14 protein-coding genes are annotated in these 14,236 nt (G+C 51.1%); 6 read left to right on the top strand and 8 right to left on the bottom strand.

Going from position 1 to position 14,236, the window contains the following annotated elements:
- Nucleotides 1-84: 84 nt before the first annotated feature.
- The 6 genes from glnQ to IMQ33_RS01010 form a co-directional block, all read right to left on the bottom strand.
- Complete coding sequence (glnQ, locus tag IMQ33_RS01035; RefSeq protein ID WP_065686846.1) at nt 85-807, bottom strand: glutamine ABC transporter ATP-binding protein GlnQ; 723 nt, start codon at nt 805-807, stop codon at nt 85-87.
- Entirely contained in the window at nt 804-1,463 is a 660-nt protein-coding gene (glnP, locus tag IMQ33_RS01030) for a glutamine ABC transporter permease GlnP (RefSeq protein WP_021805129.1), read from the bottom strand. The genes glnQ and glnP overlap by 4 nt, the downstream gene beginning before the upstream one ends.
- A gap of 113 nt (nt 1,464-1,576) precedes the next feature.
- Nucleotides 1,577-2,320, bottom strand: coding sequence for a glutamine ABC transporter substrate-binding protein GlnH (glnH, locus tag IMQ33_RS01025; protein WP_021805128.1), 744 nt, complete (start codon nt 2,318-2,320; stop codon nt 1,577-1,579).
- Nucleotides 2,321-2,658: 338 nt separating this feature from the next.
- On the bottom strand, nt 2,659-2,925 hold the full coding sequence (locus IMQ33_RS01020) for a DksA/TraR family C4-type zinc finger protein (protein WP_021805127.1): 267 nt from the start codon (nt 2,923-2,925) through the stop codon (nt 2,659-2,661).
- Between the two features lie 153 nt (nt 2,926-3,078).
- A complete protein-coding gene (dps, locus tag IMQ33_RS01015) occupies nt 3,079-3,582 on the bottom strand; it encodes a DNA starvation/stationary phase protection protein Dps (protein ID WP_098928049.1) in 504 nt (167 codons plus the stop codon).
- Nucleotides 3,583-3,946: 364 nt separating this feature from the next.
- The gene (locus IMQ33_RS01010) at nt 3,947-4,954 is read right to left on the bottom strand and encodes a LacI family DNA-binding transcriptional regulator (RefSeq protein WP_196061428.1); all 1,008 of its coding nucleotides are present in this window, start codon (nt 4,952-4,954) and stop codon (nt 3,947-3,949) included.
- A gap of 245 nt (nt 4,955-5,199) precedes the next feature.
- Between IMQ33_RS01010 and IMQ33_RS01005 the strand changes: the two genes are divergently transcribed.
- The 6 genes from IMQ33_RS01005 to IMQ33_RS00980 all read left to right on the top strand — a co-directional run bounded on the left by IMQ33_RS01005 (nt 5,200) and on the right by IMQ33_RS00980 (nt 12,503).
- The gene (locus IMQ33_RS01005; RefSeq protein WP_065686931.1) at nt 5,200-6,441 is read left to right on the top strand and encodes an MFS transporter; all 1,242 of its coding nucleotides are present in this window, start codon (nt 5,200-5,202) and stop codon (nt 6,439-6,441) included.
- An 18-nt stretch (nt 6,442-6,459) separates the two neighbouring features.
- Nucleotides 6,460-7,893 carry a glycoside hydrolase family 32 protein gene (locus tag IMQ33_RS01000; RefSeq protein WP_186580446.1) on the top strand — a complete coding sequence of 478 codons (1,434 nt, stop codon included), beginning with the start codon at nt 6,460-6,462 and terminating at the stop codon, nt 7,891-7,893.
- A 179-nt stretch (nt 7,894-8,072) separates the two neighbouring features.
- Nucleotides 8,073-9,440, top strand: coding sequence for a carbohydrate porin (locus IMQ33_RS00995; protein ID WP_065686850.1), 1,368 nt, complete (start codon nt 8,073-8,075; stop codon nt 9,438-9,440).
- Between the two features lie 23 nt (nt 9,441-9,463).
- Nucleotides 9,464-10,426, top strand: a complete 963-nt coding sequence (locus IMQ33_RS00990) for an aminoimidazole riboside kinase (RefSeq protein WP_196061427.1) — start codon at nt 9,464-9,466, stop codon at nt 10,424-10,426.
- 66 nt (nt 10,427-10,492) lie between these two features.
- Entirely contained in the window at nt 10,493-11,026 is a 534-nt protein-coding gene (locus IMQ33_RS00985; RefSeq protein ID WP_196061426.1) for a (d)CMP kinase, read from the top strand.
- Nucleotides 11,027-11,297: 271 nt separating this feature from the next.
- Nucleotides 11,298-12,503, top strand: coding sequence for an aldose 1-epimerase family protein (locus tag IMQ33_RS00980; RefSeq protein ID WP_196061425.1), 1,206 nt, complete (start codon nt 11,298-11,300; stop codon nt 12,501-12,503).
- A 43-nt stretch (nt 12,504-12,546) separates the two neighbouring features.
- Here IMQ33_RS00980 and nanQ read toward each other — a convergent pair whose 3' ends face one another.
- Nucleotides 12,547-13,014, bottom strand: coding sequence for an N-acetylneuraminate anomerase (gene nanQ / locus IMQ33_RS00975; RefSeq protein WP_065686854.1), 468 nt, complete (start codon nt 13,012-13,014; stop codon nt 12,547-12,549).
- A 131-nt stretch (nt 13,015-13,145) separates the two neighbouring features.
- Nucleotides 13,146-14,033, bottom strand: a complete 888-nt coding sequence (rhtA, locus tag IMQ33_RS00970) for a threonine/homoserine exporter RhtA (protein ID WP_196061424.1) — start codon at nt 14,031-14,033, stop codon at nt 13,146-13,148.
- Nucleotides 14,034-14,236: the final 203 nt, after the last annotated feature.

The raw sequence follows: 14,236 nt of genomic DNA, 5'->3' as shown, positions 1-14,236 counted from the left end.
CATCCAGCGCCTCTTAGGTCGAACAGGTCATTGAGCAACATTGTCATCAATAAAAAGCCCCTTGCGGGGCTTTTTAATATCGCTTCAGGAAACGTGCTGTAAGAATTCGCGCAGGCGTGGGCTTGGCGGGTTGTTGATCAGGTCATGAGGGTTGCCATCTTCGGCGATCCGGCCTTTGTCGATAAAGATCAGGCGTGAGGCCACTTTTTCGGCAAAGCCGACTTCGTGAGTCACGATCACCATCGTCATGCCTTCTTCGGCCAAATCCTGCATGACCTTCAGCACCTCGTGACGCAATTCCGGATCGAGCGCCGAGGTTGGCTCATCGAACAGCATCATTTTAGGCTTCACCGCCAACGCCCGGGCGATAGCTACACGCTGTTGCTGCCCACCCGAAAGCTCGGAAGGGTAGTGGTGAGCACGTTCGGCCAGGCCCACCTTGGCTAACAGCACGCGCGCATACTTCTCGGCTTCTGCCTTCTTCATACCCCGAACGCGGATCGGGCCGAAGGCCACGTTTTCCAGCGCCGTTAGGTGTGGGAACAGGTAGAACTGTTGGAACACCATACCGGCTTCCTGACGGATCAGGCGGTCATCTACCTTCGGATCGTTAACCCTCAGGCCGTCGACAACCAGCTCACCGCTGGTGATCTCCTCCAGCTTATTGATGCAGCGCAGCAAGGTTGACTTACCGGAGCCAGAAGGCCCGATGATCACCACCACTTCACCCTGTTTGATGTTCAGGTCGATATTGTGCAGCACCTGGGTCTGGCCGAAGTGCTTGGAGACGTTTTTAAATTCAATCACAGGATTTTCATCCTTCTTTCCAGACGACGCAGCACGAAGCTAAGCATCAGGGTAATAATCAGGTACACCACCGCAACGGCGCTCCAGATTTCCAGCGCGCGGAAGTTACCGGCAATAATTTCCTGCCCTTGTCGGGTCAGTTCCGCTACCCCTATCACGATGAACAGCGAAGTATCCTTGATGCTGATGATCCATTGGTTACCCAACGGCGGCAGCATACGGCGCAGTGCCAACGGCATAATCACATAGCGGATGGTCTCGCGGCGTGATAGACCCAGCGCCAGCCCGGCCTCACGGAAACCGCTGTGGATCGACAACACTGCGCCACGGGTAATTTCCGCAATGTAGGCGCCCGAGTTGATCATGATGGTGACCACGGCGGCGGTGAAAGGATCGATGCGGAAATCGCTAAAGGCCATGGGCAGGGCGAAGTAGATAAACATCACCTGTACCACAATCGGCGTACCGCGGATCACTTCAATAAATACCAGTGCCACATGGTTGGCGATCCAGCCGCCATAGGTGCGGGCGAAACCGGCAACCAGGCCGATGATCAGGCCGCCAATCAGACCGAGGACCGAAATCCACAGGGTCATCTTGGCGCCTTCTAACAAAATTGGGATGGCGGGCCAAATGGCGCTCCAGTCGAATTGCATAGTGTTATCTCCCGGTGATCCAAGCAAGGGGATCAATAAACAACAAAGCACAGGGGGCGGGTACACCTCCCCTGTGCTTAACTAATAACTTATTGGCTTATTAACTTCATCAATTACTTAGGTTCGGTACCAAACCATTTTTTGTAGATTTCGTTGTAAGTCCCGTTGTCGCGCAGCGTTTTCAGTGCGGCGTTGACCTTTTCACGCAGCTCGTCGCTGCCTTTCGGGAAGGCGATGCCATACTGCTGGGCTTCAAGGGAATCGCCTACGGTTTTGAACTTGCCAGCGCCTGCAGTTTTGATGAAGTACAGGATGTTTGGCGTATCGTGCAGCACGGCGTCAGCACGCTTGGTGCCCAGTTCCATATAGGCGTTGTCGATGTTCGGGAACTGGCGCAGATCTTTGGTTTTGATGTGCTGCTTGGCGTAATCCACCGAGCCGGTGCCGCTCTTCACTGCTACCACTTTGCCGTCCAGATCCTGGATGCCTTTCACGCTGTCGTTGTTAGCGTTGACCATCACCAGCAGGCCGCTTTTGTAGTAGCCATCGGAGAAGTCGATCGCTTTTTTGCGTTCGTCGGTAATGGTGATACCGGCCAGCGCCAGATCGACGTTCTTGGTTTGCAGCGCAGGAATGATGCCGCTAAAGTCCATTGGCTTCAGGGTGTAATCCAGCTTCAGCTCTTTGGCAATCGCCGCCCACAAGTCGATATCGAAACCGACGTATTGGTCACCTTGTTTGAATTCAAACGGCACGAAAGCGGTGTCCGTGGCGACAACCAGCTTGTCTGCTGCGTGAGAGCTAACGGCGAAGGCCAGGGAAAGTGCGGCCAGGGAAACTTTAAAAATAGACTTCATGAGAGGAATTCCTGTACAGGTTGCGGATTACCCATTTTTTATGTTGCATTTTGTGCTATGGAAGAATCGTGCCAAGTTTGCAATCATTATAAAAACAAGGGGTTGCGTTGTGATGTTGAGTTTGGATAGCCAATTATAATTTTTATGCACCACTGGTGGGCACCAAAATGGTGCAATAAGACCGTGGTGGTGCATCTGAGCTATCATCAACTAAACAATAGCCGGGAAACAACCGATAATTAACAATTATCGATCAATAATGATAACTAACTCTAACTTTATAGTCATAGTCCGATTTCATTTGGTGCAAACAGGCGTGTTTTGGAGGGAAGTTAGTGTTAGCGCAGCTGGCTGTCTTTGCTGCCCCGGCGATTGAATAGGCTGCTGGCAGCCTGTTTTTTATCCATTTCAGCCTGGCAGTTAACACAATAACGCACCCCTTGCAGCGCCAGACGTCGGGCTTCGGGGATCTCTGTGCCACATTCCTGGCAATAATGTTCGCTTTCGCCGTGGCCGAGCGCCTGACGAGCACGTTGCACGGCATCATCTACCGTTGAGTCGATTTGATCCTGCACCGCGCCGTCCGCAGTCCATCCGCCTGCCATGCCCACCTCACTATTGAACCTGTGAATGCTTGCAATCCTGATTGGATTATAATCAGTGTAATCCAGCCTATTTTTTATACAACTCGGCTTGCAGATAAAAAAACAGGTTGGGGCAAGGCCCACAACCTGTTGTTTCGCGTAAAGACGCCTGCCTTATTCGATGTTGGATTCGATAAACCACAGGAACTTGTCCAGATCGCGCGATGCGGCGGTGAACATGTCTGCGGTGTCTTCATCCGGAACTTCTGTAATGGCTTGGCGGATGTCGTTGGCGACGGCGGCATAACGATCGGCCAGCGCTTTCAGGTGATCTTGCACGCTGTGAATATTGGTCGGATAGCTTTTCAGCGGGGTTTTGTCATTCACCACCTGTACCGTACCCAGCGCAACGCCACCGAGCTGTACGACACGTTCTGCAAAAGTATCTTGATGGTCGGTGATGGCGGTGCGGAAGCCGTCGAGCATTTCATGCACGGCAATAAAATTGGCACCACGCATGTTCCAATGCGCCTGCTTGGTGATCAACGACAGATCGATGAACTGCACAACCTGACGGTTCAGCGCCTTGATGGCGGCCTGCTTGGTTTGCTCATCCACGTCATTACGGGTGTACAACAGGTCAGAAGATTTCGTTTTCACCAGTTTAGCGGTACTCATATAGATATCCTCTTCTTGATGGGTGTGATCCTATTTTGTTACGGGAGAAATTATAGCAGCTTAAATTTATTTTGCAGGGCGAAAAGGGCGATTAAATAAATAGGCAATAACCGCTGGATATTTTTATCAGAAAGGCGTATGGCATATTTTATGATTCGTGAGGTGTTGATAAGAAACGTTTTTTAAGCTTTTAGAGGATAAGGGTTGAGATCCCCCACTAATAATAGACACCGATTGAAGGGATATTTCAATGCGTAATTATTGCAGGGTGTTTCTGAGTGTTGAAATAGGGCTTGTTTTTTCCATTAATTCATATTGATAGCCAATTATCCCCAGGGTGTGCGCCGTAACTCTTTTTGTACAATCACAGCTTGATATGGATCGAGTCTCTGTTGAGTAAGGGCGCGGGTATTTTGACCGTATCGGTCTGCGTCTTGCCCTGGATAATATGCAGCGCAGCATGGCGACCTATTTCGTAATGCGGTAGTTGTACCGTCGAGAGCGGCGGTAAGAATAGCTCGCCAATGCCAACCATATTGTCGTAACCCACGACCGCCACATCTTGCGGGATGCGCAGGCCCTGCGCCAGTAGCGTCTGATAGACCATAAAGGCGATACGATCGTTGCCGCAAATGACCGAGTCGAACATCGGATTACCCTGCTTGATATGCGCCAGCACAATGGCTGGGATATCACGGTAGTGCTCATCGCCATGCTCCATATAGACATGCATGAGGGTGTCAGGGTTGATACCTGCTTGCCGGCAGGCGCGCTCCAATCCCTGACGGCGGCGCAAGGTGGCAAGATGGTGTTTTGGCAGATGCAGGCAGAGTGGTTGACGATTACCTGCCGCGAGCAGAGCCTGCACCGCCTCGAACTGACCTTGTTCGTCGTCTGGAATGTAGCTGGCTACCGGATCGTGCAAACTTTCACAGTTGGCCAGCACGCACGGGAGGGTGAGCAGTTTGGGCGGCAGTGGCACCTGACGTAGCCCCATGGTGGTGTAGATGATGCCGTCTGGCCGGTGTGAAAGCAGAAGGTCGACAATGGTATCTGGGTTATCGTCAGAGAACATATTTACCACGAAACTGTTCCAGCCATACGCCCGGGCGGTCTCTTCGATCGACAGAGTGATTTCCACCGAGAATGGTGTGGTAACAGTATCGAGAGCCAGCACCCCGATGGTATTCGGCGTAGCATGAGCACCGCGCATTTTTTTCGCTGACAAATCGGGAACGTAATTGGTCTCATTGATGGCGATCTGCACGCGTGCCAGGGTCTCAGGCTTTAGCCTTTCCGGGCTATTGAGCGCGCGGGAGACCGTCATGAGCGACACATTGGCCAGTTTCGCCACATCCTTCAGAGATGCCATATCTATTACTCCCGTCATTACTTTCAGGTAACAGGCTATACGACGAAGTTACTGATGTAAAAGGTTCAGCGGCTATTCTGTCGTAGAAAGCGAAAGAACCGTAGCGAGTAATTTTTGATCTCGATCTCACTTTTTTAATGTTAACGTTAACTTTTGTGATTAACATCATGAATCTCAGCAAAACGACAAGCGCTTTTTTATTTGTTAACGTTACCATGCTGGCATTACTCCAATACGAGAATGCCATAATGAAAGCGCATCACTCTCATAGCTACCCACTACTCAGTGCATTACTGTTCTTCTTTTTCGTGTCCTGGTCCTCTACTGGCTCTTTACTCTCTATCTGGTTGCACCAGGAAGTGGGGCTCAAAGCCGGAGATACCGGTATTATCTACGCGGTGTTGTCTGTCTCCGCGCTACTGGCGCAAATCTTCTACGGCTTTATCCAGGATAAACTCGGCCTGCGTAAAAACCTGCTCTGGACCCTTACCGGGCTGTTAATCCTTTCCGGGCCTGCCTATTTGCTGTTTAGTTATCTGTTACAAATCAATATATTGCTCGGAAGTCTCTTCGGTGGGATCTATATCGGTATAACCTTCAACGGCGGTATCGGCGTACTGGAATCGTATACCGAACGCGTGGCGCGCCAGAGCCAGTTCGAATTCGGCAAGGCGCGGATGTGGGGATCGCTGGGTTGGGCAGTGGCGACGTTCTTCGCAGGGCTCCTGTTTAACATCAACCCGAAACTCAACTTCGCGGTCTCCAGCTGTGCCGGGCTGGTGTTCTTTATCCTGCTGGCGCGGTTGCGGGTGTCTTCTGCACCGCACGCGATGCAGGAGGCGGTGTCCGGTGGCAAAGTGAAGCTGGATGACGTGCTGCGTCTGCTGACGTTACCGCGTTTCTGGGCGCTGGTGTTTTTCGTCATCGGTACCTGTATTTACGGCGTTTACGATCAGCAGTTCCCGGTTTACTTCTCTTCACAATTCGCCACGTTGCAGGAAGGCAACGCCATGTACGGTTATCTCAACTCGTTCCAGGTGTTCCTCGAAGCCGCCGGGATGTTTTGCGCCCCGTGGTTAGTGAACCGCATCGGCGCAAAAAATGGCCTGATTTTCGCCGGGATGGTGATGGCGTTACGTATGGTGGCCTCCGGGCTGGTGGAAGGGCCGCTGCTGATTTCCATCACTAAACTGTTGCACGCGGTAGAGCTGCCGATCCTGCTGGTCGCTATCTTTAAATACAACAGCTTGAATTTCGACAAACGCCTGTCTGCCACCCTCTATCTGGTGGGGTTCGCCTGTACCAGCTCGGTTATCGCTTCGGTACTGTCACCGCTGGCAGGCTATAGCTACGAAAAATACGGCTTTGCCCAGTCTTATCTGATTATGGGACTACTGGTGTTCTGCACCACCTTTATCTCCATCTTCCTGTTGCGCTCCAGTAAGTTATCTTCAGATCCTCTGATGTCGCAACCTTCCGCTATATGATTGAAAAGAGTAAAGAATATGACGTATTCAATATCCAAGGCTGAACAGGAACTGCAGGCTAAACGTGAAACGCTGAACTTGCGTTGGTATCCGCGCTACCATCTTGCCGCGCGCGCGGGCTGGATTAACGATCCTAACGGTCTGGTGTGGTTTAACGGTTGGTATCACGCTTTTTACCAGCATCATCCGTATTCCACGCAGTGGGGGCCGATGCACTGGGGCCATGCGCGCAGTAAAGATCTGGTTCATTGGGAGCACCTGCCGGTCGCGCTGGCCCCGGAAGGCCCGGAGGATAAAGACGGCTGTTTCTCTGGCTCGGCGGTTGTTGATGGCGACACCCTGGCGTTGATTTATACCGGGCATAAATTCCATGGCGACGCCAGCGATGAGGCTAACCTTTATCAGGTGCAGTGTCTTGCGACTAGCCGCGACGGGGTCTGCTTCGAGCGTCAGGGGATCGTGGTGGATACTCCGCCGGGCCTGCACCATTTCCGCGATCCGAAGGTGTGGCGTGAAGGGGATAGCTGGTACATGATCGTCGGCGCTCGCGATGGCGAGACCGGCCAGGTGCGCCTGTATCGTTCCGCCGACCTGCATCAGTGGCACGATGCCGGAGTCCTTGATGAGGCGGAAAAAGAGATGGGTTATATGTGGGAGTGCCCGGACTTCTTCACCCTCGAGGATAAACGCATACTGATGTTTTCTCCTCAGGGGATGGCGGCTGAAGGTTTCAACAACCGTAATCTGTTCCAGAGCGGCTATCTGATTGGTGAATGGCAGCCGGGGCAGCCGTTTGTTCGCAAAAGCGAGTTTATTGAAATCGACCACGGTCACGATTTTTATGCACCGCAAAGCTTCCTGACTCCCGATGGCCGCCGCATCGTTATCGGCTGGCTGGATATGTGGGAATCACCGTTGCCCGAACAGCAAGATGGCTGGGCGGGAATGCTTTCTCTTCCGCGAGAACTGAGCCTCGGTGCAGATAACCGTCTGCAAATGCGTCCGGCCAAAGAGGTAGAAGGTCTGCGTGGTGCGTGGTTCCCATGGCCAGTGAGTACGTTGAAAAATCAGCAGACCACGATGGTGGAAAACTGCGAGGCGATGGAGGTGATCCTAAACTGGGATTGTGCTAACAGCAGCGCAGAACAGTATGGCATCAGCTTCGGCGACGGTCTGCGCGTGTATGTTGACGCGCAGATGCAGCGTCTGGTTCTGGAGCGCCGTTATCCGCAGCATGGCCTGTGCGGGGTACGAAGCGTACCGTTGACAACCGGAGCATCGCTGAAACTGCGGTTGTTCTTTGATAGCTCTTCAGTGGAAGTTTTTGCCAATGATGGTGAAGCGTGTCTCAGCAGTCGTATTTACCCGGACGCTGCGCGCCGTGAGCTAATGCTATTTGCCTGGAGCGGTTCGGCCTCCATATCCGAGGCGGGGGCCTGGCAGCTCGAATAATCTATTTTCATATGTAAGGGATGTGGAAAACAAATTTTGTGCACACTTGTACCGCATCCCGAATTCTTCAAGTCATAGGATTTAAATATTTTAATAACCCGTTTGGTGTGACGGGGTAATTGTTGTCGTCATCATCGAGTTTCACCCATAAATATAAATTAAATAATAATGGATTAACGATGAAAAATAATGATGGTTTACATGTAAAAAAAATCCGGGTCGGATGTTTGCTCACGTTTTTAGCAAGCGCTTGCGCGAACGCCCAAGCACCTCAATCTATTGAGGAGCGTTTGGCGCACCTGGAACAGCGACTGAAAGAGACCGAGCAGCGGGCCGTCCGTGCGGAAATGGAGATTCGTGCGCTGAAACGGCAGGATACACCGGTAACGATGGCCAACGCGACGCCAACCAAGCCGGCATTACAGCTTAATGACTATGGTGAATTAAAATTCTATGGTGACGTTGAGTTTAATATGGATGGCGCTAGCCGTACCGGCAGTCTGACCTCGTTGAAAACCAGCGCTAATAAAAACTGGGCGCCGGGCGATAAAGAGCGCTGGGATATTAACGGGCGTATCCTGCTTGGCTTTGATGGATTACGTAAAGGGTCGAATGGGAAATATGCCGGTTTCAGCGTACAGCCGCTTGCGGATATGAATGGTAAAATGAATCTTGATGACGCGGCATTTTTCTTCGGCCAGCAGGATGACTGGAAGATTAAAATGGGTCGTTTTGAGGCCTTTGATATGTTTCCGCTTAATCAGGATACCTTTATTGAATATTCTGGTAATACGGCCAACGACCTGTATTCCGACGGCTACGGTTACATTTACATGATGAAAGAGGGGCGTGGGCGCAGCAGCAGCGGAGGCAACTTCCTGCTCAGTAAAACACTTGATAACTGGTATTTTGAAGTGAATACGCTGGTGGAGGACGGTAGTTCGCTGTTTGTCGATCAGAACTATCACGGCAACGCGCTGGATAGCCGTAAAAACGTGGTTTACGTGCGCCCTGTAGCCGCGTGGCAATCCGGAGAGTGGTCGGTGGCTGCAGCGTTGGAGAGCAACCTTGTTAATAATGCTTACGGCTATCAGAATCAGCAGGGCCTTTGGGTCGACCAGTCCAGGCGTACCGGCTACGGTATGACCATGAGCTGGAACACGCTGAAAACCGATGCGCAGAACGGGGCGGTGGTGAACCTGAGCACCGCATATCTTGATGCGACGGATGAAAAGAACTTCAGCGCAGGTATCAATGCACTATGGCACCGCGTTGAGCTGGGCTATATCTACGCGCATAATAAAATCGACCGTTTCAATATGGATAGTGTGAATGCTGAATGCGACGGCGATTGCGCGATCCTGGCACCAGGAAACTACGATATCCACACCATTCATACTTCCTGGCAACTGCCGAATATTATGGATATGCCAAACTTTAATACCTACCTAGGGGCTTATGCTTCCTGGCTGGATGCGTCGACGATAAATCCAGGTGACACCGATATGCGCTATGGCATGAGGGTGCGCTTCAAATATTTATTCTAAAATTGGGGGGTTAAGGAAACACTATGAAACTGTGGACAGTTGGCGATGCGGTAATCGATTTATTACCTCAGCCAGATATGCAATATAAAGCTTGCGCTGGTGGTGCGCCGTTAAATGTTGCTGTGGGTGCAGCTCGTTTGGGATGTGATTGTGGTTTTATTGGCAGAGTCGGTGATGACCCATTTGGCCACTTTCTCCAGCAAACACTCTATTCAGAGGGAGTCGAAACGCAGCATATACAATTTGATGAGCAATATCATACCAGTACCGTGCTGGTAGCGCTGGGGAATGATGGCGATCGCAGTTTTACATTTCTGGTAAATCCTTCTGCCGACCAGTTTTTATCCTCTAAAAATCTACCCGATTTTGATGATGATATATTGCACTTTTGTTCGTTGGCTCTGGTTGCCAAGCAGAGCCGGGAAACCTTGGTCAAGGCGATAAGTTTAATAAAGCAACGCGGTGGCATCTTGAGCTTTGATGTCAATCTGCGGGAGAAAATGTGGGGGAATCCACAGGAGATGCTGGCAACGGTAACTGAATTTGCTCATCAGTCCGATATTTTAAAACTCTCAGAGGAAGAATTATACTGGATAACCGGTACGACTCATTATGAAAAAGCGTTGGAAAGAGTTAAGCGATTTCCTTCTAGCCTTAAAATTGTCACCCGTGATATCCAAGGGGCTATCGCCTTATGGCAAGACCTGGTCATACACGTAGACTCGTACAAGGTGAACAGTTTAGATACGACGGGGGCAGGAGATGCCTTTATCGCTGGGCTGTTGGCAAATATCTCTCTTGGAAATGGTTTGCTTGATTTTGAACAATTGAAATTAGCCCTGACGCAAGCCAGCGCCTGTGGAGCGCTGGCGACGACACAAAAAGGAGCTTTATCAGCATTACCCGATGCGGAGGGTGTCAGAAGTTTTATTGAATCTGAGCATAGACTGACATTTAAGGTTAATTCTCTAAACCCTCATGAGTAAAATGCAGCAGACCTATTGTAATATAAGATGTCTATAAGTCAGTTAAAATGGATATCGACGGAAAGCATGAAAATTAACGTGGTGGGCACCAGCGGCAGCGGTAAAAGCACCGTTGCCCGCCAATTGGCGCAAAAGCTTACCGTACCCTATATCGAGATGGATAAGCTTTACTGGCGGCCAAACTGGCAAAATGCCTCAGATGACGAGTTCTTGCACCTGGTCAAACAGGCGCTGGTATCAGCCCCTGCGGGCTGGGTATTGGATGGCAACTATACCCGGACCAAAGCCGTGAAATGGCGGGATGTTGACTGGGTTGTCTGGGTTGACTACGGATTTTGTCGCACGCTGTGGCAGGCCGTTCGTCGCGCATCGGTGCGGGCTTGGTACCAGACTGAGCTCTGGTCCGATACCGGCAATTGTGAGAGCTTTCGCCGCTCTTTCTTTAGCCGTGAGTCGATCATCCTGTGGACCATCAAAACCTACCGCAAGAATCGTATAAAGTATCTGGCAGACCAGCAGGACCCAGCCAATCGCCATGTTCGTTTTATCCAACTGCGCTCTCCGGCGGAAACAGCGGCTTTTCTGGCTAGCCTCTGTTAGTGAGCTTTACTCGATTCAGCTTTTTATGTTCGCCATGCATGAGCCTCTGTTTCAGGCTGAATCTACTTCAGCCTGAAACACGATCTTCATCTGATTAATTTGTCAGCTAAGCTTCAATGCTCATTATTTTTCTCGCTGTTAGTCACGGAATTTTTGTTTTTTCCATCCTCATTGTAGAAAAAGTGACCCTCATCGCATTTTAAAATGGGCTAAGAACTTAGTTTGTGATGGTTTTGCTAAAACCATTCAGCTAATCAGGAAGGAATAATAAATGAACAAGCTTACTGTGCTTTCTCTCGCTATCTCTTTGATTTCTGGGTATGCCGGTGCTCAAACTATCGTATTGACCGACAGTGAGAACGGTATTGAACTGGGCAATTGGCGGATTGACAGCTCACAGCTGAAAATCCCCGCTCCGCGTTTCAGCCTGCAACAGCAAGTCTTGCATGGTGGCAAGCAAGAGGGATCGAAAGTCCTTACCCTGACCAGTGAGGGGTTGACCATCACCCTTAGCCCAACGCGCGGTATGGATATTCTGCATGTCAACGGCTCCGGCGTAAGGTTGGGATGGGATTCGCCGGTGACTGAGGTGGTCAATCCGGCTTATATCAACCTTGAGAGTCGTAACGGGGTGGGTTGGCTTGACGGTTTTAATGAAATGATGGTGCGCTGCGGCTACGAATGGACCGGGCACCCGGGCGTAGAAAACGGCACGCTGTATACGTTACATGGCCGCGCAGGAAATACCCCGGCTTCCAAAGTGGTAGTAGATATTGCTGAAAAAGCGCCTTATGAAATCCGTATCCGCGGTCTGCTGAAAGAAAATACCTTTAAGAAAAGTAATCTGGAAACCTGGACTGAACTGCGTTACGTCCCCGGCACACAGCAGTTTACGGTTCACGATCGTCTAACCAATCGTGCTGACTATCCTCGTGACTATCAGATCATTTATCACAGCAATTTCGGTAAGCCGCTGCTGGAAGAGGGCGCCGTGTTCAGTGCGGCAATCAAAGAGATTTCGCCGTTTAATGATTATGCCAAGGGCGGTTTGAAAGATTGGCATACTTACCAGGGGCCTACCAAAGGCTTCGATGAAATGGTGTTCAACATCGTGCCTTACAGTGATTCGCAGGGTAAAACTCTGGCGATGATGAACAACAGGAAAGGGGATCGGGGAGTTGCAATTGGTTTTGATACCCACCAGTTGCCGGTTTTGACGTTGTGGAAAAACACGGATACTGAACGTCAGGGTTATGTTACCGGGATTGAGCCCGGGACCAACTACGCGTATCCGGTAAAAATCGAACGTGAGCAGGGGCGAATCAAACAGTTACAGCCAGGGAAGAGTACCGATTTCGAGCTGACTTACACTTTGCTGAACAATGCTGAACAAGTAAAAGAATACCAAAACAAGATAAAAACGCTGCAAGGTGACCGTGACGTTAAACTGGTCGATACTCCAATTGCGGTGGAATAGCGTCTGGTGAGGGGGAGCCGGTCAAGCGACCGGCTCTTTGGCGTCAAAGCAGCAGTTCGTAATGGACTTTCACCACCACTTTCTTGATGTTTTTCGGCTCAGTGATCTGGCAGCCGGGTTTGTGCGGCTCCAACGGGAAGAAGATTACATACATGCCCGGCATTAGGTTCAGGGTTTGCGGGCTGCGTTTGATATCCAGCCATTGCAGATCTTTGCTTTCATCGTAAAGATCGTTGCTTTCCCAACTGTCTGGCAGGCCAAAATCGATCCGCTCTTCGCCGCCGATCAGGATCTGGATATCCAGATATTCCTGGTGAAGCTCGGCGCGTTTGCTTTCTGCTGGCTCTGTCATCAGCTCCATCACGTTCATAAACACTCGATCGCCATCGATCTCGTGCCGGCCCAACGGCAGGCTAGGCAAATCATACTGACGTACGGTATTGAGGATATTGGCTAAAGCGGGTGAGAGACCACGTCCGAAGCGGGGGTTGTACAAACTGCCATAGATCATCCTGATTCTCCCTAATAAAAAAGACCTGCTGAGAGTATGTCTATTATTGTTCAGGAAAAAAGTTAACTGGCTTGCAATCATGCAACCTTTTGAGGGTGGCGCCGGGGACTTGCCGCCAGGCGCCAGCGGGCTCACGAGAGGCTTTCAACCTGTGGCTTGGGTTTGATGGTTAACGTGGCTCCCATGGAGGCGGTAATGATGGCGGCCAATGCCAACCATTGTGTCTGGTTAAGATGTTCGTTGAGGAAGATCATGCCGGAAAGGGCTGCCATTGCCGGTTCCAGACTCATCAGGGTGCCAAAGGTACGGGCAGGGATCTTGGGTAACGCGATAATTTCCAACGAGTAAGGCAAGGCGGTAGACAGCACCGCGACGGCCAACGCCACCGGTAGAATATCCACGTTCAACAGTGCACAGCCGGTTTGCCAGGCACCGATCGGGCAGAACACGATGGCGGCGATCAGTGACCCCACGGCTACGGTGCCAGGCCCGTGATCTCCCCCGGCCTTCTGGCCGAAAATAATGTATATCGCCCAGCAGGCACCGGCACCCAACGCACAGGCTGCCCCCACGGGATCGATACTGCCCATATCGTGGCCAAGCGGCAGCAGAAACCACAAACCGGCAATCGCCAATGCCACCCAGATAAAATCGATGGGGCGGCGGGAAGAGAACATTGCCACCGCCAGCGGGCCGGTAAACTCCAGCGCCACCGCAATGCCCAGTGGCACCGTGCGTAATGAAAGATAAAACAGGTAGTTCATCGCCCCCAGTGACAGACCATAGATCAGCAATGGCAACCGGCTACCGGCGGCGAAACGCATGCGCCACGGACGGAAAATGATAAACAGGATCAGCGTACCGATGCTCAGGCGCAGGGTGGTGATGCCTTCGGCACCCACCAGCGGGAACAGGCTTTTGGCTAATGAAGCCCCGCTCTGGATCGAGATCATTGCAATGATCAGTAAACACACGGGCACCAGCGTGGAAGACGCTTTAGTGGTTACAGACGAAGACATCCTTTCTGGCCTTATGGAACTCCCCAGCGTCTGGGAAGGTATTGAGTACAGGTGTTGCACAGTGTAAAGGAATTGACAGCAAGGTGTTGGCGAAAAACGGGGGGCCGAGTTGAATCTGTCAAAAATATGCGCCAACTTGGTTCAAGCAACCAATAAGTGCTCTTTTTTTAAGAGTATTCTGGATCTCGGATAGGTGATTAGCG

The sequence above is a fragment of the Serratia sp. Res13-Sevr-LER1-36-b genome, assembly GCF_015673035.1.
GTDB lineage: Bacteria > Pseudomonadota > Gammaproteobacteria > Enterobacterales > Enterobacteriaceae > Chania > Chania fonticola_C.
The sequence above is the reverse complement of the archived record's forward strand: the minus strand, read 5'-3'. Positions and strand labels throughout refer to the sequence as shown.

Excerpts from the sequence above, each read along its gene's own strand:
- IMQ33_RS00980 (WP_196061425.1), top strand. The coding sequence starts at position 11,298 with ATGAACAAGCTTACTGTGCTTTCTCTCGCTATCTCTTTGATTTCTGGG.
- IMQ33_RS00985 (WP_196061426.1), top strand. The coding sequence starts at position 10,493 with ATGAAAATTAACGTGGTGGGCACCAGCGGCAGCGGTAAAAGCACCGTT.
- IMQ33_RS01010 (WP_196061428.1), bottom strand. The coding sequence starts at position 4,954 with ATGGCATCTCTGAAGGATGTGGCGAAACTGGCCAATGTGTCGCTCATG.
- IMQ33_RS01000 (WP_186580446.1), top strand. The coding sequence starts at position 6,460 with ATGACGTATTCAATATCCAAGGCTGAACAGGAACTGCAGGCTAAACGT.
- IMQ33_RS01020 (WP_021805127.1), bottom strand. The coding sequence starts at position 2,925 with ATGGCAGGCGGATGGACTGCGGACGGCGCGGTGCAGGATCAAATCGAC.
- IMQ33_RS00995 (WP_065686850.1), top strand. The coding sequence starts at position 8,073 with ATGAAAAATAATGATGGTTTACATGTAAAAAAAATCCGGGTCGGATGT.
- glnP (WP_021805129.1), bottom strand. The coding sequence starts at position 1,463 with ATGCAATTCGACTGGAGCGCCATTTGGCCCGCCATCCCAATTTTGTTA.
- IMQ33_RS00990 (WP_196061427.1), top strand. The coding sequence starts at position 9,464 with ATGAAACTGTGGACAGTTGGCGATGCGGTAATCGATTTATTACCTCAG.
- dps (WP_098928049.1), bottom strand. The coding sequence starts at position 3,582 with ATGAGTACCGCTAAACTGGTGAAAACGAAATCTTCTGACCTGTTGTAC.
- rhtA (WP_196061424.1), bottom strand. The coding sequence starts at position 14,033 with ATGTCTTCGTCTGTAACCACTAAAGCGTCTTCCACGCTGGTGCCCGTG.
- glnH (WP_021805128.1), bottom strand. The coding sequence starts at position 2,320 with ATGAAGTCTATTTTTAAAGTTTCCCTGGCCGCACTTTCCCTGGCCTTC.
- nanQ (WP_065686854.1), bottom strand. The coding sequence starts at position 13,014 with ATGATCTATGGCAGTTTGTACAACCCCCGCTTCGGACGTGGTCTCTCA.